At 41.0% G+C, this 22,520-nt stretch carries 19 protein-coding genes; 15 read left to right on the forward strand and 4 right to left on the reverse strand.

Annotation, left to right across the window (positions count from 1 at the left end):
- The first annotated feature begins 40 nt into the window (after positions 1-40).
- From H4J41_RS17595 to ppsA, 11 genes are all read left to right on the forward strand, one after another.
- Positions 41-163 (forward strand): hypothetical protein, encoded by a 123-nt coding sequence (locus H4J41_RS17595; RefSeq protein ID WP_259363252.1) that lies wholly within the window; start codon positions 41-43, stop codon positions 161-163.
- Between the two features lie 21 nt (positions 164-184).
- Positions 185-568, forward strand: a complete 384-nt coding sequence (locus tag H4J41_RS06825) for a response regulator (RefSeq protein WP_182136959.1) — start codon at positions 185-187, stop codon at positions 566-568.
- Positions 569-622: 54 nt separating this feature from the next.
- Positions 623-1,168, forward strand: a complete 546-nt coding sequence (gene apt, locus H4J41_RS06830) for an adenine phosphoribosyltransferase (RefSeq protein ID WP_182136958.1) — start codon at positions 623-625, stop codon at positions 1,166-1,168.
- Between the two features lie 9 nt (positions 1,169-1,177).
- Entirely contained in the window at positions 1,178-3,409 is a 2,232-nt protein-coding gene (gene dnaX / locus H4J41_RS06835; protein WP_182136957.1) for a DNA polymerase III subunit gamma/tau, read from the forward strand.
- A gap of 64 nt (positions 3,410-3,473) precedes the next feature.
- Complete coding sequence (locus tag H4J41_RS06840) at positions 3,474-3,803, forward strand: YbaB/EbfC family nucleoid-associated protein (protein WP_182137031.1); 330 nt, start codon at positions 3,474-3,476, stop codon at positions 3,801-3,803.
- Between the two features lie 327 nt (positions 3,804-4,130).
- Positions 4,131-5,909: an acetate--CoA ligase gene (gene acsA, locus H4J41_RS06845; protein ID WP_182136956.1), complete on the forward strand. Its 1,779-nt coding sequence runs from the start codon at positions 4,131-4,133 to the stop codon at positions 5,907-5,909.
- A gap of 50 nt (positions 5,910-5,959) precedes the next feature.
- Positions 5,960-6,979 carry a pyruvate dehydrogenase (acetyl-transferring) E1 component subunit alpha gene (pdhA, locus tag H4J41_RS06850; protein ID WP_182136955.1) on the forward strand — a complete coding sequence of 340 codons (1,020 nt, stop codon included), beginning with the start codon at positions 5,960-5,962 and terminating at the stop codon, positions 6,977-6,979.
- On the forward strand, positions 6,976-7,977 hold the full coding sequence (locus tag H4J41_RS06855; protein ID WP_182136954.1) for an alpha-ketoacid dehydrogenase subunit beta: 1,002 nt from the start codon (positions 6,976-6,978) through the stop codon (positions 7,975-7,977). The genes pdhA and H4J41_RS06855 overlap by 4 nt, the downstream gene beginning before the upstream one ends.
- 51 nt (positions 7,978-8,028) lie before the next feature.
- Positions 8,029-9,297: a dihydrolipoamide acetyltransferase family protein gene (locus H4J41_RS06860; protein WP_182136953.1), complete on the forward strand. Its 1,269-nt coding sequence runs from the start codon at positions 8,029-8,031 to the stop codon at positions 9,295-9,297.
- Positions 9,294-9,539, forward strand: coding sequence for an acyl carrier protein (locus H4J41_RS06865; protein WP_182136952.1), 246 nt, complete (start codon positions 9,294-9,296; stop codon positions 9,537-9,539). Before H4J41_RS06860 ends, H4J41_RS06865 begins: the two co-directional genes overlap by 4 nt.
- Before the next feature lie 40 nt (positions 9,540-9,579).
- Positions 9,580-12,093 (forward strand): phosphoenolpyruvate synthase, encoded by a 2,514-nt coding sequence (ppsA, locus tag H4J41_RS06870; RefSeq protein ID WP_182136951.1) that lies wholly within the window; start codon positions 9,580-9,582, stop codon positions 12,091-12,093.
- A gap of 3 nt (positions 12,094-12,096) precedes the next feature.
- On the opposite strand, the gene H4J41_RS06875 is transcribed toward ppsA, so the two are convergent.
- The 3 genes from H4J41_RS06875 to fdhF are packed head-to-tail and all read right to left on the reverse strand — an operon-like array spanning position 12,097 to position 16,172.
- Positions 12,097-13,047, reverse strand: a complete 951-nt coding sequence (locus H4J41_RS06875; protein ID WP_182136950.1) for an FAD-binding oxidoreductase — start codon at positions 13,045-13,047, stop codon at positions 12,097-12,099.
- Positions 13,040-14,080 (reverse strand): 4Fe-4S dicluster domain-containing protein, encoded by a 1,041-nt coding sequence (locus H4J41_RS06880; protein WP_182136949.1) that lies wholly within the window; start codon positions 14,078-14,080, stop codon positions 13,040-13,042. Before H4J41_RS06880 ends, H4J41_RS06875 begins: the two co-directional genes overlap by 8 nt.
- Positions 14,061-16,172, reverse strand: a complete 2,112-nt coding sequence (fdhF, locus tag H4J41_RS06885; protein WP_182136948.1) for a formate dehydrogenase subunit alpha — start codon at positions 16,170-16,172, stop codon at positions 14,061-14,063. Before fdhF ends, H4J41_RS06880 begins: the two co-directional genes overlap by 20 nt.
- 230 nt (positions 16,173-16,402) lie before the next feature.
- On the opposite strand from fdhF, the gene H4J41_RS06890 reads away from it, so the two are divergent.
- From H4J41_RS06890 to H4J41_RS06900, 3 genes are all read left to right on the forward strand, one after another.
- Positions 16,403-17,221, forward strand: a complete 819-nt coding sequence (locus H4J41_RS06890) for a formate/nitrite transporter family protein (RefSeq protein WP_182136947.1) — start codon at positions 16,403-16,405, stop codon at positions 17,219-17,221.
- A 95-nt stretch (positions 17,222-17,316) separates the two neighbouring features.
- Positions 17,317-17,634, forward strand: coding sequence for a hypothetical protein (locus H4J41_RS06895; protein WP_182136946.1), 318 nt, complete (start codon positions 17,317-17,319; stop codon positions 17,632-17,634).
- A 66-nt stretch (positions 17,635-17,700) separates the two neighbouring features.
- Positions 17,701-18,132 (forward strand): TerB family tellurite resistance protein, encoded by a 432-nt coding sequence (locus H4J41_RS06900; protein ID WP_182136945.1) that lies wholly within the window; start codon positions 17,701-17,703, stop codon positions 18,130-18,132.
- 224 nt (positions 18,133-18,356) lie between these two features.
- On the opposite strand, the gene H4J41_RS06905 is transcribed toward H4J41_RS06900, so the two are convergent.
- Positions 18,357-21,047, reverse strand: a complete 2,691-nt coding sequence (locus H4J41_RS06905; RefSeq protein WP_182136944.1) for a cation-transporting P-type ATPase — start codon at positions 21,045-21,047, stop codon at positions 18,357-18,359.
- 194 nt (positions 21,048-21,241) lie between these two features.
- Between H4J41_RS06905 and H4J41_RS06910 the strand changes: the two genes are divergently transcribed.
- Complete coding sequence (locus H4J41_RS06910; protein WP_182137030.1) at positions 21,242-22,312, forward strand: NAD(P)-dependent alcohol dehydrogenase; 1,071 nt, start codon at positions 21,242-21,244, stop codon at positions 22,310-22,312.
- The last annotated feature ends 208 nt before the right edge of the window (positions 22,313-22,520 follow it).

The raw sequence follows: 22,520 nt of genomic DNA on the forward strand, positions 1-22,520 counted from the left end.
ACTACAATCCGCGCCGTTTAGTCAATCAATTGGAATGCCAATGTCAGAAGAAAACTTCAAAGATAGTTCGTCTAAGCGTCATTTATTTGCCGCGTTATTTGTGATGTTCGCAGCACCTTTATTACCCATGTTGGCCGGTTGGTTTACATTATTGTCAAATTAACCAACAACAGTTTTATTTAATATGAAAATTCTTGTTGTAGACGATAATCCGTTAATACTCAATAGCCTGAGTGATCTGTTATTCGCTCAAGGTTATTGTGTCAATACAGGGTGTCACGGTCTAGATGCCTCTGAAAAGTTACAAAACGAATACTACGATTTAGTGATCGTCGACCACTTGATGCCTATCATGAATGGTATTCAGCTAACTAAACACATACGCCAACATAAAACCTATTTAGATACACCGGTTATCTTGATGACAACGCAAGGTCATCAATCGTTAAAGCTGATTTGTAATACCAACTTATTTTCAGCGGTAATTGATAAACCGATTGATGTACAAAACCTACTTAAATTGATAAAGAGCTTACTATCGGTAAATACTCGCTATCAGTTACTATAATCTTTCAATGAATTGCTTTACTCTGTAACTAAAATATTTTTAGACGCTTAGAACATGACTGAAACACAAATCAATACACTTAAATCCGCAATTCATACCATTCCAGATTATCCAAAAGCCGGTATTATGTTTAGAGACGTAACAGGTATATTAGATGATGCTGAAGCATTCAAGCTCACCATAGACATTTTAGTGAATAAATTCAAAGCGGGTGGTTTTACTAAAGTAGTTGGTACTGAAGCACGTGGTTTTCTTTTTGGAGCTCCGTTAGCATTAGCAATGGGCTTAGGTTTTGTTCCAGTGCGCAAGCCAGGTAAGTTGCCAAGAGCTACTTACAGGCAAGACTACCAGCTAGAGTATGGTCACGACACCTTAGAAATTCATCAAGATGCGTTAACCCAAGATGATAATGTTTTAATTATTGATGATCTACTGGCAACAGGTGGGACTATTGAAGCAACCACCAAGCTGATAAGACGTACAGGTGCGAAGGTAACAGATGCGGCATTTGTTATATCATTGCCAGATTTAGGTGGAGAAAAAAAACTCGAAGACATGGATTTATCTGTGTTCTCTTTACTGCAATATGCTGGTGATTAAGGCTGAAGAATGAGCTATCAGGTTTTAGCAAGAAAATGGCGACCAAAATCCTTTAGTGAATTGATGGGCCAAGAACATGTTGTTACTGTTTTGGTTAATGCCCTGACGCAACAAAGGTTACATCATGCCTATCTGTTTACTGGAACTCGTGGTGTTGGCAAAACTACCATCGCAAGAATTTTTGCTAAAAGCCTAAATTGCGAAACAGGCATCACAGCAACGCCTTGTGGTACTTGCGATGCTTGTGTGGATATAGATCAAGGTCGCTTTGTAGATTTACTTGAAATTGATGCTGCTTCACGCACTAAAGTTGACGATACGCGTGAAATTTTAGATAACGTACAATATGCACCAACAAGAGGTCGATATAAGGTCTATTTGATTGATGAAGTTCATATGCTGTCGCGCAGTAGTTTCAATGCATTATTAAAGACACTTGAAGAGCCGCCAGAGCATGTAAAGTTCATCCTTGCGACTACTGATCCACAAAAATTACCCGTTACGGTACTTTCTCGTTGTTTACAGTTTCATTTAAAAGCGCTAACGATTAAACAAATTAGCGATAAAATTATTGAAATACTCACAAAAGAAACCGTATCATTTGATGATGAATCAATTGCTATGCTCGCTAAAGCGGCCCGTGGCAGCATGCGTGACTGCTTAAGTTTGACCGACCAATGCATCGCGCAAGGTAATGGCCATATAACCAGAAATGACGTGCAGCAAATGTTAGGTGGTGTTGACCGAGACTGGGTCTTTAAAATTATCATCGCCTTATTAAAACAAGACTCTGCCGCTTTAATGCAGCTTTCACTGGTGATTGCCTCATACGCGCCAAGCTATAGCCGATTGTCAGCTGATCTAATCCAACTACTGCATCAAATAGCGATGACACAAGTGGTTAAAGCTAATTTTAGCTTGCCGGCAGAACACCAACAATTGCTAACGCGTTTCTGTCAGTTAATGTCGCCTGAAGATGTTCAGCTGTATTATCAAATCGTGTTAACTGCCAGAAAAGATTTACCTTATGCAGATGATGAACAAGCTGCATTTGATATGATGTTACTTCGCTTACTTGCTTTTAAACCGGTTGTTAATAGTCATAATTTACCCGAAGCAGGTAAAGAAATAGCTGATGATATATCGCTCAATGATACAACGTTATTAGCTCATGCTAGCGCTAATATCGATGAAAACCTCAATCCAGAAAAAAAATCAGCCTTACCAAAGACTGTGGAAGATATTCATCAGCAATCAAGCGTTAATATAAATGAAGACAAATCGATTTCAGATGCAGGTATAGCCCCTGATCAAGAACTTGAAGCGAATGATGTTTTAGCAGAAGAAATGCGGGCAATTGAACATCAAGCTCATACGCTTATTGAGCCAATACCCGCAGAGAATATATTACAATCTGAGCAGAGTAATAGTGATCAAAATATTATTGAACAAAGCCCTGTTGATCAAAGCCCTATGGAACAAGGCCCTGTTGAACCAAATATTACTGAGCCAAACCTTTCTGCTAATCATAATGATGAAGATAAAACTGTTGTTAGCACCACTAACAATAGTTCAGATTTACAACCGGCTAAAGATGACAAAAAAGTATTCGAATCGCCCGTTGCGGCAGCAATAGCGACACGAAATATGCTCAGAAGTCGTAAAAAGTCAATGGAGGATAGCGGAAAAAAGCCTAACGGCGCTGCCTTGCGCCCAGCATTAGCAACGAGAGAAAATGCCAGTGTCGACACGGTAAAAAATACCGCTGTTGAGCAGCCTAATGTTCCAGAACTAGCAACATTACCTGAGCAACCTTATAATGAAGGCGTTATCAATCCAGCAACGATTAAACTAGCAAACCAAGTTGATAAATGGGCACATATGATTGACAGTATGTCTTTGCTCGCGCGGCTAAGGCAGCTAGCAATCCACGCTACTATTGATGATAGGTCTACTGACGACTTATTGATTTTACAACTAGATCAATCAATTAAACACTTAAATAGCGATACAGCACATAAGCAATTAGAAGCACAAATATCTGAATATTTACAACGTAAAATTACCGTTGAATTAAATATTGTTGAAAAAACCTTTTCAGATCCTTATCAGATCCAAGCGGACATTAATGCCAAGCGCTATGAATATGCAAAGCAAGTATTAGCTGAAGATGAAATTGTTATAGCACTGCAACAACAATTTCAAGCTAAGCTTGACCAAGAAACTGTCGTAGCGCGTTAATCGCTACTTGAACTTTTAGCCGTTAACTACTATCTTTGGCGGCATATTACATTTGGAGAGAAAAATTATGATGAAAGGTGGCATGGGTAACTTAATGAAGCAAGCCCAAGACATGCAAGCTAAAATGGCAAAAGCACAAGAAGAGCTAGCCAAAATGGAAGTGACCGGCGAAGCGGGTGCCGGTATGGTTAAAGTGACTATGACAGGTAATCATAACGTTCGTCGCGTTATTATCGATGACAGCTTAATAGCCGATGATAAAGATATGCTTGAAGACTTAGTTGCCGCAGCAATGAATGATGCTGTACGTCGTGTTGAAGAGCAAAATAAAGATAAAATGGGTGCTTTAACTGGTGGTATGCAAATGCCTCCAGGGATGAAAATGCCTTTCTAGTTCTTAGTGTATGAAAAAGCCCGCTTTTAAAGCGGGCTTTTTTGTATGGGTCATATGTGGGTCAAAAAACATAATAAAGTTTTTATAAAGTTATGATTCGTAGCTCTGGCCAAGTTTCTCTGCCATTTCTGAAATTTAGTTTGTCTTACTTTACGATACCTAAGGGTTCATTTTTCTCTGAAATTTGCATATCTCCCTACTCACACTCTTCGAGATAACGCCTGTTTTTTATTGTGTTTTCACCTGATGTAGATCAGTAAAAGTAAACGTAAAAAATTTAATGAACACTATACTTCTTACATCATTTGTTTGATTGATCTTGCTCGCATGTCTGAAAATATAATTAATAAGATGTCATATAATAGCAGTGATACAAATTTGCATGATTATCAGCAGTCTTGTGATGACTTTAATTGGCAAACCGACCCCAAAAAAACACTTAATATTGCCTACCAAGCCGTTGATAAACATTTAAATACCAGCATTGAAAACAAAGTAGCACTTCGCTGGCTTGGTAAAGATGAACAGTTAATTGATTATAGTTACCGTGATTTAGCAGAACAAACTAGCCTTTTTGCGAGTGTGTTAGCTAAGCTGGGTTTTGAACAAGGCGTACGGGTATTTAGCTTGGTGGGGCGATTACCGCTACTGTATATCTCAGCGTTAGGTACGTTAAAGTTTGGCGGCGTTTTCACCCCCTTATTTTCTGCCTTTGGCCCTGAGCCTATTCGTTCTCGCATGGAGATAGGCGAAGTTAATGTATTAGTTACCACTAAGCGTTTATATGATAAAAAAATTGCCACTTGGTGGCACGAACTGCCTCATCTTAACGTTATTCTATTCATCGATAGCCCTGAAGATGAAAAAATTTCAGTTGCCTCTTCTCATCCCTTAGACAAAGGCTGTTATTGGTTAACCATACTGCTTACTGATGCTGACACCAGATATCCCTGTGCTAAAACTCATGCTAATGACATGGCTTTGCTGCACTTTACCAGCGGTACAACGGGTCAACCTAAAGGCGTTATTCATGTGCATCAAGCGGTGGTTGCCCATCAATCTTCGGCAAAGTACGCCTTAAACTTAAAACAAGACGATATTTATTGGTGCACTGCTGATCCTGGCTGGGTGACGGGTACCTCGTACGGCATTATTGCGCCACTTTGTTTGGGCGTGACAATGATTGTTGATGAAGCTGAATTTGAAGTTGAGCGTTGGTATCACATTTTACAGCAACAAAAAATAACCATTTGGTATACCGCGCCAACCGCGATTCGCATGTTGATGAAAGCAGGAACAGCTATTCGTGAACAATATGATTTATCCGCGTTAACCTTCATCGCTAGTGTTGGTGAACCTTTAAATGCTGAAGCCGTGCGATGGAGTGAAAAAGTACTGGGTTTACCTTTTCATGACAACTGGTGGCAAACAGAAACAGGCGCCATCATGATTGCTAATTTTGCCAGTCAGCCAATAAAACCCGGTTCAATGGGCTTACCTTTACCGGGTATAACGGCCGCTATTGTTAAGCGTAATGCACAAGGGCGTATTGAAACAATAGAGCAAGCTATGCAAATTGGTGAGCTGGCATTAAAACAAGGCTGGCCTTCAATGTTTCGTGGCTATTTGCATCGTGAAGAAAAATATCAACAGTGTTTTCAAGACGGTTGGTATTTAACTGGCGATCTCGCTAAGCGAGACGCACAAGGCTATTACTGGTTTGTAGGTCGGGCTGATGATTTGATCAAATCGTCAGGTCATTTAATTGGCCCATTTGAAATTGAAAGTGCCTTGATGGAGCATGAAGCTGTCGCTGAGGTGGGTGTTATTGGTATTCCTGACGAAATCACCGGGCAAAAGGTTAAAGCCTATGTGACGTTAAACCCTGATGTTGAATGCACTGAGCACAACTTAGCCGCATTACAAAAAGAGCTAAAAGGTTTTGCTCGTAAAAAATTAGGCGCGGCAGTTGCACCTAAGGAAATAGTTTTTCGAAAAAATTTACCTAAAACTCGCAGTGGTAAAATAATGCGGCGCTTATTAAAGGCACGTGAACTCAATTTACCCGAAGGTGATATTTCCACCTTAGAAAGTGATGAACAATAATGTTCAATAAGAAGGTAATGAAAAATAGTAAGAAAAAAGAGTAATAAAAAATGAATGATAAATTACATCTTGATAAAGCGCACTTACTTGCACAATTAAAACAAATGTTACGCATTCGTCTTTTTGAAGAAAAATGTGCTGAGCTTTATGCACAAGAGAAAATACGAGGTTTTCTTCATCTTTATATTGGCGAAGAAGCCGTAGCCGTAGGCGTGATGGCGGCGCTTTCCCCAGAAGATAATATTGTGGCCACTTATCGTGAACATGGTCACGCGCTTGCGCGTGGTTTATCAATGAAGTCTGTGTTGGCTGAAATGTATGGTCGCACGAATGGTTGCAGTAAAGGGCGTGGCGGCTCTATGCACCTATTTGATAAAAAGCAGCACTTTTATGGTGGCAATGCCATTGTTGGAGGTGGCTTGCCTTTAGCCACAGGTTTAGCTATGGCCAATAAGCAACTGAAAAAATCAGCGATAGCCGTGTGTTTTTTTGGCGAAGGAGCCGTGGCAGAAGGTGAGTTTCATGAAGCAATGAATCTGGCCGTGTTATGGCAATTACCCATACTATTTATTTGTGAAAACAATGGTTATGCCATGGGTACGGCATTGGCCTTATCTGAATCAGAAATCAATATTGCCAAAAAAGCACAAAGTTATGGCATGCCAGCGCAGCAAGTCGACGGTATGAATGTGGTCAACGTGGAAGCGGCAACGACTAAAGCCGTTCAGCACGTTAGAAGTTATCAGCAACCTTATTTTTTAGAGTGTCAGACTTATCGTTTTCGAGGACATTCAAGCTTTGATGGTCAGCTATACCGTGATAAAGCAGAAATAGAACAGTGGAAAAAGCACGGTCCTGTAAAGCAATTAAAGCACTGGTTGATACAAAATCATCAGCTCAGTGATAGTGACTTTAACGGCATTGAATCAGAAATTAAACAAGAGATAATCGAAGCTATTAACTTTGCCGAGCAAGGACAATGGGAGCCGGTTGAAGATCTTTGTAAAGATGTTTATAGCCCAGCAACACCGAAAATAAATATCAAGGCAGAACAAGGAGGCTTGGCATGAAGGTTCAAACAAACAGCAGTCAAACAATGACTTACCGCGAAGCCTTACGTGCGGGTATTGAACAATGCCTAAACGACGATGAACGTACATTTTTAATGGGTGAAGACGTTGGACGTTATGGTGGCTGTTATGGCGTAAGTAAAGGCTTGTTTGAACATTATGGCGCAGAGCGAATTATTGATACGCCGCTATGCGAATCAGGTTTTGTCGGGGTAGGTATCGGCGCCGCGTTAGGGGGAATGAGGCCGATAGTAGAGGTGATGACGGTTAATTTTAGCTTGTTGGCAATGGATCAAATTGTTAATAGTGCCGCCACGTTACGTCATATGTCAGGTGGTCAACTGAATGTCCCCATTGTTATTCGCATGGCATGTGGTGCCGGCTTACAACTGGCCGCGCAACATTCTCATAGCTGGGAAAATTTATACGCCCATATTCCTGGTTTAAAAGTATTAAGCCCAGCAACGCATAACGATGCCCGTTATATGCTATTACAAGCAATACAAGACCCTGACCCTGTGCTTATTTTTGAACATGTCATGTTATTAAATAACCAAGGTGAAGTCTTTAATGCACCAGACGCTGATATGGAAAAAGCCTTAGTGCGTAAGCAAGGTACAGATATTACCCTGATCACCTATGGGGGCAGCTTACCTAAAGTTTTAATGGCAGCCTCTGCGCTTGACACATTGAATATTAATGTCGAGGTTGTTGACTTACGTTGTTTGCGACCATTAGATAACCACACCATTTTAGCCAGTGTTAAGAAAACACACCGCGCTATTATTATCGATGAAGGCTGGAAAACCGGCAGTTTAGCGGGTGAAATCAGCGCCATTATTATGGAGCAAGCTTTTTGGTATTTAGATGCGCCAGTGCAGCGAATTTGTACTCAAGAGGTGCCTATTCCTTACCCAAGTCACCTCGAACAAGCGGCTTTACCTCAGGTAGAACAAATCATCCGTTGTGCAACAACTTTATTTGCAGGTGAACAATAACGCTGCGCTTCAACGTTCAGCAGGTCATGTAAAATAGGGGGGGAAGGCAGCATGAAAAAATCCATAGACATTACCATGCCATCACTGGGGGCAGATATGAGCGAAGGCATGTTGGTCGAATGGTTAATCAAGGTAGGTGATAAGGTAAAACATGGCGATATTATTGCCGTGCTTGAAACACAAAAGTGTGCGATTGACATGGAAGCCTACCATGACGGCATTATTACCCAGTTATTAGTTCAACCGGTAAACACTGTCTCTGTTGGTAGCGTATTGGCAAGGATAGAAATCGAAGAAAAGTCACTAAATGAATCTAAAAATCAAAGCATTAGCACTGAAGGCATCATCAAAGAACCAGTAACCACTGAACAAACAACACCCGAGAAAATAATTGATGAGCCGGTTTCATTATTGGCAGAAGCCTTGACAGAAAAACCGTTAATAAAATCGCAAAAAAAATCGACTGAAAAGCTAAACATCAATACCAAAACCAATAGGGTACTTGCTTCGCCCATTGTTCGTAAAATAGCAAAAGCACAGCAGCTAGATTTGTCGAGGATTAAAGGCAGTGGTCCTAATGGTGGCATCATACTAAAAGATATTACGCAGATAGCACCCAAAACGCGCTTAACTGAAGGCGAGTCATTAACAAACATGCGTAGCGCGATCGCCGCTGCTATGACGAAATCTAAGCAAGAAATCCCCCATTTTTATCTGAGTGTAGACCTGCCTATAAATAAGGCACAGCAATGGCTACAACAAGCCAATAAAGACAAAACACCCCAAACACATATTTTACTTATTGCACTAGTACTTAAAGCGGTTGCTATAAGTTTACAAAAATATCCGCAATTAAATGGCTTTTACCAAAAGGATCATTTTGAGCCAGCGAGTGAAATCAATATTGCCAATGTCATTAGTTTACGAGCTGGTGGGGTAGTTGTACCTGCATTGCGCCATGTCGAACAGTTATCGGTGCCAGAAATTATGGCTACTTTGCGTGATATCACGCGTCGAAGTCGAGCGATTGAACGTGGTGAGCGTTTACGTAGCTCAGAACTGATGGGCGCCACGATTACCATAACCAATATGGGTGAGCGTGGCGTTGATCAAGTTTTTGGCATTATTTATCCGCCACAAGTCGCGATTATCGGTGTTGGTAAAGTAAAAAAAGTGCCACAAGTATACGATGAAAAAATTGATATTGGTGAGCAAATAACGCTTTGTTTAAGTGCCGATCACCGAGTCGTTGATGGCATGCTCGCGGCGAAGTTTTTAAATAGCTTGGCTAAAAATTTACAAAAACCGGAGCAATTATGAATTCAACAGAAATCGAGCGCTTGATTATCGAGGCTATAAAGGAAGTTGCGCCTGAAGTTGAAAAAAACACCATTGATTTTGACGAAGATATCCGTGAAGAGTGTGATTTAGACTCAATGGACTTTATTAATTATTTAGCGGCGTTGCAAAAATCAACGGGAATAAAAATTATTGAGGGTGATTACCCTAAATTTCATAGTATTAATAGTGCGTTAGCTTTTCTTAACGATAAGAATAGTTGAATTTATAGTCGGTAATGTCGAGCGGATAAAGGTGATAAATATGCAATCAAAACAACAAGCGCAAACTATTTTTTGGTTTGAAAAATTAACGCTCGCTAACCTTGAACAAGTGGGTGGAAAAAACGCCAGTTTAGGCGAAATGATCGCCAATATGAGTGAAACACCAGTGCAGGTGCCTATTGGTTTTGCGACCAACGCACAATTATTTGTCGATTTTTTACAACAAAATAAGCTCAATGAAAAAATAAAACATCATATTGATGCCTATGGTTCAGCACAACAAAACTTGGCCACTACCGGCAGTGCGATCAGAAAATTAATTGCGAATGGTGACTTTACCGAGCAGCAAAGCAGTGAGATTACTCAAGCCTATCAAGACTTATCAAAAAGAATACAAGCAACTCAACACAACAAACTTAATCAAAATGACTTAGTAAACCAAGCCCCTTATATGGCCAGTGTTGCGGTAAGAAGTTCGGCGACCGCTGAAGATTTACCCGAAGCAAGCTTTGCCGGACAACAAGAGAGTTACTTAAACGTTATCGGCATTGAACATTTACTTATTGCCTGTAAACAATGTTTCGCTTCGCTTTATACCGACAGAGCCATTGTTTATCGAGAAAAACAAGGCTTTGAACATGAGAAAGTCGCCTTGTCGATTGGTATTCAACAAATGATTAATGCTCAAGCAGCAGGGGTGATGTTCACGCTTGATACCGAAACCGGCTTTAGTGACGTTGTTGAAATCAATGGCGCATGGGGATTAGGCGAAACAATAGTAAAAGGCAGCGTTACGCCAGATAGATTTATGGTTTTTAAGCCTTTGTTAGCACAAAATATAAAAGTTACCGCTAGTGAGCCACAGCACAATTTTAGACCTATTATTGAAAAAAAATGTGGCAGCAAATTAGAGAAAATGTGCTTTGCCCATGCGGATAAATCGAAAAGCATTCATCTAAGTAAAGTAGAAGCAAGTACTGAAACGCTAGCAACCAGTATTGAAGAACGTACCAGCTTAGTGCTATCTGATGATGAAATACTACAACTGGCAAACTGGGCGGTGATAATCGAGAAACATTACGGCAAAGCCATGGATATGGAATGGGCAAAAGATAGTATTTCAGGGCAGCTTTACATCGTTCAGGCTCGTCCTGAAACAGTAGAATCACAGAAAAATCATTCGGTATTAGTCAATTATAAACTGAAAGAAAAATCAAAAATACTTGTGCAAGGTGCCAGTGTTGGCAGTGCTATTGCTACGGGTAAGGTGTTTAAAGTCCTTAATCCTGAAGATGTTGAACACTTTCCTGAAGGCGCTATGTTAGTAACTCAAAAAACCGATCCTGACTGGTTACCTTTAATGCGAAAAGCGGCGGGTATTATTACCGATACGGGCGGACCAACAAGTCACGCAGCGATTGTTAGTCGCGAGCTAAAAATTGCCGCGATTGTTGGCTGTGAAAATGCCACTCAAGTGCTACAAAATGATCAAGAAGTTACCTTAAGTTGCGCCCAAGGCACACTCGGTATTGTTTATGAAGGCAGATTAGCTTTTGAAACTGAAGAGGTAAATTTAGCTGACATACCTCACACCAACACAGACATTATGATTAATGCCGCGATGCCCGATGGCGTTTTTAAATGGAGTGCTTTGCCGGTTGCGGGCATAGGTTTAACCCGCATAGAGTTTATTATTTCCAGTCAAATAGGGGTGCATCCTATGGCGTTACTACACCCTGAAAAAGTGACTGATAGTAAAGTTAAACAAAAAATTAGTGAATTGTGCCGTGGCTATGCACAAGGTGGAGATTATTTTGTTGATAATCTTGCGCTAGGCGTCGCTAAAATTGCCGCTTCACAGTACCCAAAACCTGTGATTGTGCGCATGTCAGACTTTAAATCTAACGAATATCGTGGTTTATTGGGTGGTGAGTTTTTTGAACTGATCGAAGAAAATCCTATGCTAGGTTTACGGGGGGCCTCACGGTATTACCATAAACTTTATCGCGCAGCTTTTATGTTGGAATGTCAGGCGATTGTTAAAGTGCGAGAGCAGATGGGATTTGATAATGTCATCGTGATGATCCCATTTTGTCGCACACCCGATGAAGCCGATAAAGTACTTGCTGTGATGAGTAAAGCGGGGTTAACGCGAGGCGAGAAGGGCTTACAGGTTTATGTTATGTGTGAAATACCCTCTAATATTATTTTGGCAGCAGAGTTTGCTCAGCGTTTTGATGGTTTCTCTATTGGCAGCAATGATTTAACGCAACTTGTTTTAGGTATAGACCGTGATTCAACAGAGTTAAAAAGCTTATTTGATGCGAGGAATGATGCGGTTAAAAGTATGATTTCACAAGTGATAAAAGTCGCTCATGAGTGTGGTTGCAAAGTAGGGATTTGTGGACAAGCACCTTCGGATCATCCTGAATTCGCCGAGTTTTTAGTGGCATGCGGTATTGATTCTATTTCATTGAACCCCGACTCAGTTGCTAAGGCTAGCGTACATATTGCTTTAGCAGAAAACACGATAAAAAAGCAGAAAAACATTTAATGATTAATCTGCTTTGAGTTGCTGTAAAGCCTGCCAGCTAAAGGTGGGACCACTTTTACAAACATATTGATGCTTGATGTAACAATGGCCACATAAACCAAGGGCGCAATGCATGCGTCGTTCAAGCGCAAGGAAAATAGCATCACTTGTCATGCCATGCTCAGTCAAATAAGTGGCGGCACTACTCATCATCAGCTCTGGGCCACAAAGCAGCGCCGTTGTGGGTGGGCGAGTAAAAGTGCTCAGCGCTGTGGGTAATATCATTAAAGGGCTACCTTGAACAGTAGTTGCCCGTAATTCATTACTATTATTAGCACGGGTATTATCACTGGTATTAGCACGGGTATTGGCATTAGTACTAGTATATTCATCAGTGGCATCAAGCGTATTAAATATCTTGATCTGCTTTTGCCAACGCGCACGTTCTGGGGTTAACATCTGCGCGGCTTTATTACGAGCACCATAGACTAAGATGAGTTGCTGTTTATTTTTGGCTTTATTAGCTAGTTTATCAGTTGGTTTGTCAGGTGAGTTGTTAGTTAATTTGTCTATTAAAGTCACTAAAGGCGCTAATCCGCAGCCACCGGCAATAATGAGCGTATTATGATTAACAATTTTATCCAACGGCCAACCACGGCCAAAAGGGCCACGCGCACCAAGAATAGCACCTCGTTGCATAGAGAATAAAGTTGAGGTGACTTGCCCCATTTGTCGAATAAAAGCTTTAAACTCACCTCGTTCATTGGGTGGTTCGGTAAAGGTGAAGGGGGCTTCGCCTATGCTGGGGACATTGAGCATAAAAAACTGTCCTGGTTGTACTTGTTGCCAATGATGTGGATGATTTTTATTTTTACTGTGTGCTAAATTTAACAGCCGAAACAAATAATGACGAGCCTGCTCACCATCATCAATGTAATCCACTAACTCAATACAATCAGGAATATGACTAAGCATGAGTCACCTCAGGCCCATTTTCTTGACCACCTTCTTTAGTGATACGCTTCATCACTGAATGTACACCAATAACACCCGGACAGGTTTGTTCACAACGACCACAGCCTACACAGCTATGGCGAGAAAATTCGGTGAAAAATTCATCAGCAAACTTATGCTGCCAAAAACGCTCTACTCTTGTGCCTGCTTCTGCCGAGGGATTATTAAAGCTTGCCTCTCGTTGAAAACCTTCATAAAGACAAGAGTCCCAAAAACGCTGCTGACTAAACGCATTGTTGTCTTGTTTTATCGCTCGGGTGCCATAACAAGAACAGGTTGGGCAGAGCGTGGTGCAACCAGAACAACCCCGGCATTGTATGGCTAACGTTTGCCAAAACTCATCAGTTATTGTTCCTGAATTTAACTTTTTTATACCATCAGTGATGTATTTATCGTCAGGAAACTTTTGTTCACATTGATGTAATGTTAAGTCTCTTTGGGTCAAATAATGCCAGTGTGTTTCTATCAGTGCTAATGCTTGTAATGCTTCTGCAGCTTTACTCGTTTGTTCAATGACTAGCCATTTATGACCTAGCGGGTGTAAAACAATATCTGCGTGCTCTTCTCTTACACCAGGCCCTGCATTCACCGTTGGACAAAAACCATGCTCGCAAGGATTAATGCAATCAAGTCCTACCAATAAGCATTGCTGGCGCCTTGCCTGATAATAGCGATCGTCTTTAAAAAATTTATCTTGATAATGAATAGCCGTTAAATCACAGCTTTGTACGCCAAATAAAACAAAAGGCTTAGGTGTAGGCAAGGTTTCTTGAAAATATTCACCATTAAAAACCAGTAAACTTTCTTGTTCGGCAAAAAAGAAGCCTTTGGCTGAGCTTTGTGGTTTGTCATGCACTAGAGGTTGAGTTTCATCACTGGCGAGTTGTTGCCAATGATATTGGCCATTGTTGTTTGTTACCACCTGATGAAATTGATAATCCTGAGCTAAATGTGCTTGCAAATGCTGCAAGTCATCAAGTAAATAAATTTTCATGTTTTGGCTCCTGCTGCAATTGCTCGATTGTTTTTGGTATTTGCCCTTTCGCTAATGCTGCAACCATGACCGCACAGGCTTTTAACTCAGGCATTTTAGTGATTGGATCTTGCGCGGTATTGGTCAGTTGGTTCGATGGCGCTTCTTTAAAATGATAAGGCATGCTGACCAGTCCAACAGGCACGTCATTAGTGACTATCGCTCTGGTCTCTAAATAACCTCGACGCGATTTAACGCTGACAGCGTCTTGATGGCTGATATTAAGCTTGTTGGCATCAATGGGATTAATAAATAAAATACCAGGGGGTATTTCTCTTTCTAACAAAGGCGAGTTTCGGGTCATTGAGCCACAACCATAATGAAAATGTAGCCGATTAGTGGTCAGCTGCAATGGAAAGTTTTCATCAGGCATTTCATCGATATCACTATGGTTTACTGCAATTAATCTTGCTTTGCCAATAGGAAAACTTGTGCTGTGTAAAATGGCGGTACCCTTGGGGCTGTCATCAGTGCAGGGCCATTGTAAGCCGTAATTATCCTCAAGTTTTTGATAATTCATCGCTTGATATGGCGGCGTTAGGGAGGTCATTTCATTAAATACGTCTTGTGAATTTGACCAGTTTAGTTGCTCAGATCCCATTTGTTTTGCCAACGCTTGTAGCCATTGCCAATCACCTTTTGCTTGCCCAACAGGCGCGATAACTTGGTTTAATTTCTGTACTCGGCGTTCACAATTAGTAAAGGTACCTTCTTTTTCGGCAAAAGAAGCCGCGGGTAAAACAAAGTCGGCGAGCTTTGCTGTTTCGGTTAAGGTGAGTTCAGCAACAACCAATAAGTCTAAATTTTTGAGTGACGATTTTACATGGTTTTGATCTGGGTCGGTCACTACGGGGTCTTCTCCAAACAGTATAAGTGCGCGAAACTCTCCCGATAAAGCGCCCTTGGTCATGCCTAATGAGGTTAATCCTGGGGCCTTTGCTAGTTCTGTATGCCAAGCGTTACTAAACTTTTCATGCGCTTTTTCATCATCAACATTTTGATAGCCTGGATAAACATTAGGTAAGCAGCCCATGTCACAAGCACCTTGAACATTATTTTGTCCTCTAAGTGGATTGACCCCAGTACCCGGCTTGCCAATATGGCCACAGATTAACGCTAAATTAGCTAAGGAAATAACATTATTGGTACCGCTCATGTATTGGGTGATGCCCATGCCATAGAAAATCATTGCCCGTTTCGCTTGACTATATTGCTTTGCGGCTTGGTAAATATCTGTGGCTTTAAGGCCTGTTATTGCTTCAACTGATATTGGCGTAATATTCTCAACGTGTTTAGCTAGGTGCTCAAAACCTTCGCAACGTTGATCAATAAAATCTTTGTCATACCATTTCTCTTTGATAATGACATGTAACATTGCATTTATCAGCGCAATATTACTACCTAACTTGAGCTGTAAATGCAGTGGCGCTAGTTTCGCTAGGCGTATTTTTCTTGGATCAATAACGATTAATTTACAGCCATTGAGGTGTGCTTGCATAATATGCCCACCTAAAATACTGTGGTTTTCTGTCGGGTCGGCGCCAAAGACCATAATCAAATCAGTGTCGAAAATATCTTTGGCACTATTGGTCATTGCGCCAGAGCCTAAAGATTGTTTTAAGCCCGCAACGGTTGGGCTATGGCAAATACGGGCACAATGGTCGATATTGTTTGTTTTTAATACCGCCCGAGCGAATTTTTGCGCGGCGTAGTTATCTTCATTAGTCGCTCGAGCGCTACTAATAACACCGACACTGTTAGCACCACTATATTCAATAATCTGAGTTAATTCTTCAGCAATGCTCACAAGGGCTTCTTGCCAACTAATAGGAAAAAATTGATGATTAATACGTTTTAGTGGTTGTGTTAAGCGGTTTTTATCCGTGATGGCATAAGCGGTACTCCAGCCCTTATCACAGAGTTTCCCTTGACTAATAGGGTGTGAGGGTTGTGGCTCAACACCGATAAGTTTACCTTTTTCGTCTACAGATAAAGCTATACCACAACCTACGCCACAAAAAGGACAAATAGCATTTATCAGTTTATTAGCCACGTCTAATCCCCCATTACTTTGATTAAAGTTTGATTAAAATTTGATTAAAATTCACCGGCAAAGCCAACATTTACATTGAGTATAGAGTCTAAAAAATGCCTGCTTATCGGCAAAAGCTTGCTTTGCCTGATATAAATCAGCCAACACTGTGATAAGTATATTTTATGAACAGCTAAGGTTTATTCTTAGGTTTGAAATTATTAATATTTGATCGCACAAGGTTTGTTGATATGTCTGAGATATTTGGTTCTGATGCCTTTTCACCCAAAGAAATTGCCCAGCGTGTTAATGATGTAGGTGTTGCTAAAGTAGGTTTGCCATTTTTATCGTTATTGATGCTGGGTATGCTTGCGGGGGCATTTATTGGCTTAGGCGCACTTTATTTTGTTTTGATAAAGTCAGATGCCAGCCTGGGTTTTGCTATTAGCCAAGTGTTAGGAGGGGTAGCATTTTCTCTGGGTTTAATTTTAGTCATTGTTGCTGGCGCGGAATTATTTACCGGTAATAACCTATTAGCGATGGCGTGGGCCGAAGGTAAGATATCGACAGCCCAGATCTTAAAAAACTGGCTTGTTGTTTGTTTTGCTAATTTTATTGGGGCAGCAGGTCTTGCCGTATTAGTTTTTCTGTCGGGTCATATTGACATGAACCAGGGTGCTATTGCTGAGCAATATATCAAAATAGCGCTTATTAAAAGTAACTTGCCTTTTTGGAGTGCTTTTTTTAAAGGCGTTTTATGTAATGTCTTGGTGTGTATGGCGGTTTGGATGGCCTTTGCGGGACGAAGCGTTACAGATAAAGTGATGGCTATTGTTTTTCCTATTTCAGCTTTTGTTGCCGCAGGGTTCGAACATTGCATTGCTAATATGTACATCATTCCTTTGGCGATGTTAGCGCAGACTTTTGGTAACACCGACTTGGCTGTTGCTGCGATAACTTGGTCTGGGTTTTTTAGTAATTTAGTACCGGTAATTATGGGTAATCTTGTGGGGGGGAGTGTTTTTGTTGCTTTTGTTTATCACATTATTTATCGGCGCAATCAGAGTTAATATTCACTTAAAATAATTGCATCGCTCACAGTTAAGCTCAGGTCTAAGTTCAGGTCTAAGCTAAGGTCTAAGCTCCCAGCTAAATAAGGTCGGTTATGTCATATTTTATTATTGCAGCCCAAGGTACTGAATTAGTTAAATATCATCTCGCTTTTAATATTACGGCATTTAAAAATGAGCATGTGGCTTTTTCTGGTGCTTTGGGTAAACACCCTTATGATACCAATAAAGTGGTATTAATTGCAGAACCCTATGCCAAAAATACGCAGTATTATGAATTTAATAGTGCTGATATAGGCTTGATTGAAAAACTCCCTAATCTTATTAATAGCCATGGCGAAGATGCGGTTATGGTTCTGCTTTGGATAAAAAAAGGCTGTGTTGCCATTAGCAGTTCAGTGGTTTTTGTTTGAATATCAGACTATCTAATTTCAATGTCAGCACCACGATCTGCGCAAATATCAACATAGGAGGTAAGTATGTTTGAATCATTTAAACACTGGTTTGAAGCCAGAAATCAAGAAAGCCAATTATTTGAGCATCCAAACTCACTGAACCTTCATATCGCATTGGCTGCTTTGCTCTATCATGTGATTAGTGCTGACGGTTTGGATGATAATAATGAAAAGCAAGCATTTAAACTTATTATGGCTAAGGAGTTTCAGCTGTCAGAACAACAAATTATGGTGCTTTATCACTATGTGAAAAACCTTAAAAGTGATTTACAATCTGATTTATTAACGGTTGATATGTACCTAAAAAAGAATCCTAATTTACGTATGGCATTCATGGCTAAACTAAATCAATTGATTGGCGTTGATGGTGTCGATAGCGAAGAACTGAATATATATTATGAAACATGGAAAGTTATCTTCCCAGACCTTGTTAAACAGCTTAGAGATAAAGAATGAATAGGGTTTTAAAAAATTTACTGAGCAGTAAGCCAAATACTCATTAGCTGATTTTGGTTTGAATTTCTGATCTAAAGTAACTAAAGCAACTAAAGCTGATGTGCTATGCATTGCTCCAACAATATAAAAAGCTAACCAAACAATTTTTTAAGCCAATGCTTATCATTATCCTCCAACCAATATAACGATTAACCGTTGGTAAAATTAGCCAGTGGTTATATGACTCATGATGTCATTCGTTCTGCACGTCGCCTAAAATATTTTTCCCCCTCGACTAAAAACAATACCGAAGAAGAAACGAGAAAAATACGTAGCCATACAGTTAAGTCAATGTCTGTTGTGCCAAATAAAGACTGCATGGGTATTAGGTAGGTGAAACCTAACTGTAAAAAAATCAGTATAACAATAGCGATTAATACATAACGATTACCCGTTAGTCCCGCCCAATTAAAGACACTGTTTTTCAAATAGCGGGAGTTAAATAAATAAAATATTTCAAACATAACCAAGGTATTCACCGCTACTGTGCGTGCATGTTCAATGCTCATACCTTGTTTAATTTCCCAAATATAAAGGCCGATTGTTCCACTCATCAAAATAACAGCAACAAAACTGATACGCCAAATTAAGTGGGGCGTCAGCATAGGTTCCTTAGAATTACGTGGTGGGCGTTTCATGACATTTTTTTCGGGCGGCTCAAATGATAATGACAATGCTAGAGTAACGGCGGTCACCATATTGACCCAGAGAATTTGTACTGGCGTTAACGGTAACTGATGAAAACCAAATAAAATTGCCGCCAAAATGATCAGTGCTTCGCCACCACCGGTGGGCAGAATAAAAAGAATCGATTTTTTGATATTGTCATAAACGGTGCGTCCTTCTTCTACCGCATGAATGATAGAAGCAAAATTATCGTCAAGCAACACCATTTCAGCCGCCTCTTTGGCCGCTTCTGTACCTTTATGACCCATAGCTGTGCCGACATCAGCACGTTTCAGGGCCGGGGCATCATTCACACCATCTCCGGTCATGGCAACAATTAGCCCTAGCTCTTGCAACAGCCTAACTAAAAGTAACTTATGCTCCGGATTGACACGTGCGTAGACATCAATGTCTTGGATGCGCTGGCGTAATTCATCTTCACTCATGAGATCCAGTTCCTGTCCGGTCAGAACATCGTCGACATTAATCAGGTTGAGTTGCTGGGCGATAGCGCGGGCTGTAACACCATGGTCACCTGTAATCATTTTTACCCGAATACCCGCTGCATGGCAGACTTTTATCGCTTCTATTGCTTCTTCGCGAGGCGGGTCAATCAAGCCAAACATGCCTAACAATATGAGACCGTTATCCACGTCACTAAACTTTAATTCCAGCTGCTTATCATTGACTGGCTTAACGGCAATAGCCAATACGCGCTGGCCTTGATGAGCCATTTCATTAATACGGCTTAACCAGTAATCACTGTCTAAGGTCTGAACACCTTGTGCTGTTTTCTGATACCTACACATCTTTAAAATACGCTCGGGGGCACCCTTTAGGAAAACAAAGGCATCACCTGTGTGTTGATGGTGAAGTGTCGCCATAAAGCGATGTTCGGATTCAAAAGGAATCAGATCTGTGCGGGGATATAGCTTAGTCTCTGCCTCAAGGTCTAATCCAGCCTTGATACCTGATACTAATAAAGCCCCCTCCATGGGATCACCATGCACTAGCCATTCTCCCTCTTTTAGTTCTAGTGATGCATCATTGCATAGCACCGCAGCCCTGATAGCCTCCAACAGAAGTGACTTCTCTTCAGGAAACACATTCATACCTGATAACATTATTGAGCCATGAGGATCGTAGCCGGTGCCACTCAGTTCAAATAAACTACTAGTCGTGGCAATCATTCGAACCGTCATTTCATTGCGCGTCAGGGTACCTGTTTTGTCAGTGCAAATGACGTTCACGGCCCCTAAAGTTTCCACGGCAGGTAATCTACGGATAATGGCATTTCGTTTTGACATACGCTGTACACCAATGGCCAGGGTAATTGTCATAATGGCAGGTAAACCTTCTGGAATTGCCGCTACAGCAAGGCTGACAGCGGTAAGAAACATTTCAGCGAGTGAATAATTTCTTACTAGTGAACCAAAAATGAATGTAAACATGGCAATCGCTAAAATGGCGAGTGTAAGCCAGCGTCCAAACTGGGCTATCTGACGTAATAATGGTGTTGTTAGTGAGTCTACTTGTGATACGAGTTTACTAATGTGACCAATCTCAGTTTGTGCACCTGTTGCAATAACCACGCCGCTGCCCTGGCCATGAGTCACGAGAGTGCCTGAGTAAGCTAAACATCGACGGTCAGCTATCATCGACTCTTGTGCAACAGGAACTGTTATTTTTTCTACTGCTATCGACTCTCCTGTTAGCGCTGCCTCCTGTATTTGAAGCCCTTTAACATAAAATAGTCGTAGATCTGCGGGGACCTTATCGCCCGACTGCAACATGACGATATCACCAGGTACTAAGGCCTGTGCAGCGACACTTATTTTTTTGCCATCACGTAATGCCATGGCATTTGGAGAAAGCATCTTCCGAATAGCCTTCAAAGCATTCTCGGCCTTACCCTCTTGCACGAAGCCAATCATGGCATTAATCAAAACAACCGCTAGGATCACACTGGCATCTATCCAATGACCCAAGATTGCGGTAACAGCACTCGCTACTAGTAAGACATAAATGAGAATATTATGAATTTGGTATAAAAAACGGACTAATAAACCACGTCCCTTTGATTCGGGTAAAGTGTTGGGTCCGTATTTTGTCAGTCTTTTATTTACCTCATCTTTTGATAGTCCACTCGGTGTTGCCTCGAGTAATTCGAAGACTGTTTGTACCTGTTCAGTATGATAACTGTTTGACATCCTTATCCCTCCAATAGCTATGCTAATTATTGAATGCACTAAACATTCATCATCTGAATCAATATCTAAATTACCAACTAAAGAATACGCGCTTACACTTATTGTCGAACTGATAAATATCAGTTCTCACCCACAGCAGCCATGATAGCCTTTATATTCAAGACTAATTTTTGGAGTAAATTACTGTGGCTGAGATGATGAAAGCGGCTATTTTTGTTGAGCCTGGTCGAATCGTTCTTGATGACAAACCTATACCCAATGTTGGGCCTAATGATGCGTTAATAAGGGTAACTACAACAACAATATGTGGCACAGACGTTCATATATTGAAGGGAGAATATCCAGTCGCCAGAGGCCTGACAATAGGCCATGAGCCGGTCGGGATAATAGAGAAGTTAGGTGCTAATGTTGCTGGTTATCAAGAAGGTCAGCGTGTTATTGCGGGAGCAATTTGCCCTAGCGGCTATTCACACGCTTGTCTTGATGGACTTCATTCGCAAGATGGTGGCAGCTGTAGACATGGCCTAAAAGCACTTGGTGGTTGGCGTTTTGGCAATACCATTGACGGTGCTCAAGCTGAATTTTTATTGGTTCCAGATGCGATGGCAAATCTTGCGCTGGTACCAGATAATCTCACCGACGAGCAAGTGCTTATGTGCCCAGATATTATGTCTACCGGTTTTGCTGGCGCTGAATCAGGCAACATAAAAATTGGTGATAGTGTGGCTATATTCGCCCAAGGGCCGATCGGTTTATGTGCTACCGCAGGGGCTAAGTTGCGCGGTGCAACCACCATAATTGCAGTAGAAACAGTACCACGGCGAATGGAAATGGCCAGACAGTTAGGAGCAAATTTTGTCATTGATTATCGAAAAACAGAACCCGTTAAAGAAATTATGCGCATTACCCAAGGGCGCGGTGTCGACGTGGCCATTGAGGCGTTAGGGCTGCAGTCAACCTTTGAAAACTGCCTAAGAGCACTCAAGCCTGGAGGCACATTATCTAGCCTTGGCGTGTATTCTGAGGATTTAATTATCCCCCTCGATGCTTTTCATGCCGGACTAGGCGACAATAAAATAATTACCTCTTTATGTCCTGGCGGAAAAGAGCGGATGCGTAGATTGATGAATGTGATCGAATCTGAGCGAATTGATCTCAAAGCCTTAATTACTCATCATTATTCGCTTGATCAGATAGAAGATGCTTATGAACTATTTGCCAATCAAAGGGATGGCGTGCTGAAAATTGCGATAACCTCTAATTGAATATTTTAAGAACGGCATACGACTGAAATGCTAGCCATATAAAGTCAATTAAAAAGGTTAGCCTTAGTGCGCTATCCAAAAAAGGGTAGATCAACAAGGTGAAAATTTTAATGGGGATGATTGTTATCGCGCTACTGGATTTAATCACACTCATACAAGCAAAATATAAGTGGCAAGTTAATAATAGAGTGGTTTTTCAGGATAACGA

Origin of the sequence: Colwellia sp. MB3u-45 (genome assembly GCF_014077005.1) — a bacterium.
In the GTDB taxonomy this organism is placed as follows: Bacteria; Pseudomonadota; Gammaproteobacteria; order Enterobacterales; family Alteromonadaceae; genus Cognaticolwellia.

What these genes read in the sequence shown, in the direction of transcription:
- H4J41_RS17595 (WP_259363252.1), top strand. Translation starts at nt 41, where the DNA reads ATGTCAGAAGAAAACTTCAAAGATAGTTCGTCTAAGCGTCATTTATTT.
- H4J41_RS06825 (WP_182136959.1), top strand. Translation starts at nt 185, where the DNA reads ATGAAAATTCTTGTTGTAGACGATAATCCGTTAATACTCAATAGCCTG.
- apt (WP_182136958.1), top strand. Translation starts at nt 623, where the DNA reads ATGACTGAAACACAAATCAATACACTTAAATCCGCAATTCATACCATT.
- dnaX (WP_182136957.1), top strand. Translation starts at nt 1,178, where the DNA reads ATGAGCTATCAGGTTTTAGCAAGAAAATGGCGACCAAAATCCTTTAGT.
- acsA (WP_182136956.1), top strand. Translation starts at nt 4,131, where the DNA reads ATGTCTGAAAATATAATTAATAAGATGTCATATAATAGCAGTGATACA.
- pdhA (WP_182136955.1), top strand. Translation starts at nt 5,960, where the DNA reads ATGAATGATAAATTACATCTTGATAAAGCGCACTTACTTGCACAATTA.
- H4J41_RS06855 (WP_182136954.1), top strand. Translation starts at nt 6,976, where the DNA reads ATGAAGGTTCAAACAAACAGCAGTCAAACAATGACTTACCGCGAAGCC.
- H4J41_RS06860 (WP_182136953.1), top strand. Translation starts at nt 8,029, where the DNA reads ATGAAAAAATCCATAGACATTACCATGCCATCACTGGGGGCAGATATG.
- H4J41_RS06865 (WP_182136952.1), top strand. Translation starts at nt 9,294, where the DNA reads ATGAATTCAACAGAAATCGAGCGCTTGATTATCGAGGCTATAAAGGAA.
- ppsA (WP_182136951.1), top strand. Translation starts at nt 9,580, where the DNA reads ATGCAATCAAAACAACAAGCGCAAACTATTTTTTGGTTTGAAAAATTA.
- H4J41_RS06875 (WP_182136950.1), bottom strand. Translation starts at nt 13,047, where the DNA reads ATGCTTAGTCATATTCCTGATTGTATTGAGTTAGTGGATTACATTGAT.
- H4J41_RS06880 (WP_182136949.1), bottom strand. Translation starts at nt 14,080, where the DNA reads ATGAAAATTTATTTACTTGATGACTTGCAGCATTTGCAAGCACATTTA.
- H4J41_RS06890 (WP_182136947.1), top strand. Translation starts at nt 16,403, where the DNA reads ATGTCTGAGATATTTGGTTCTGATGCCTTTTCACCCAAAGAAATTGCC.
- H4J41_RS06895 (WP_182136946.1), top strand. Translation starts at nt 17,317, where the DNA reads ATGTCATATTTTATTATTGCAGCCCAAGGTACTGAATTAGTTAAATAT.
- H4J41_RS06900 (WP_182136945.1), top strand. Translation starts at nt 17,701, where the DNA reads ATGTTTGAATCATTTAAACACTGGTTTGAAGCCAGAAATCAAGAAAGC.
- H4J41_RS06905 (WP_182136944.1), bottom strand. Translation starts at nt 21,047, where the DNA reads ATGTCAAACAGTTATCATACTGAACAGGTACAAACAGTCTTCGAATTA.
- H4J41_RS06910 (WP_182137030.1), top strand. Translation starts at nt 21,242, where the DNA reads ATGATGAAAGCGGCTATTTTTGTTGAGCCTGGTCGAATCGTTCTTGAT.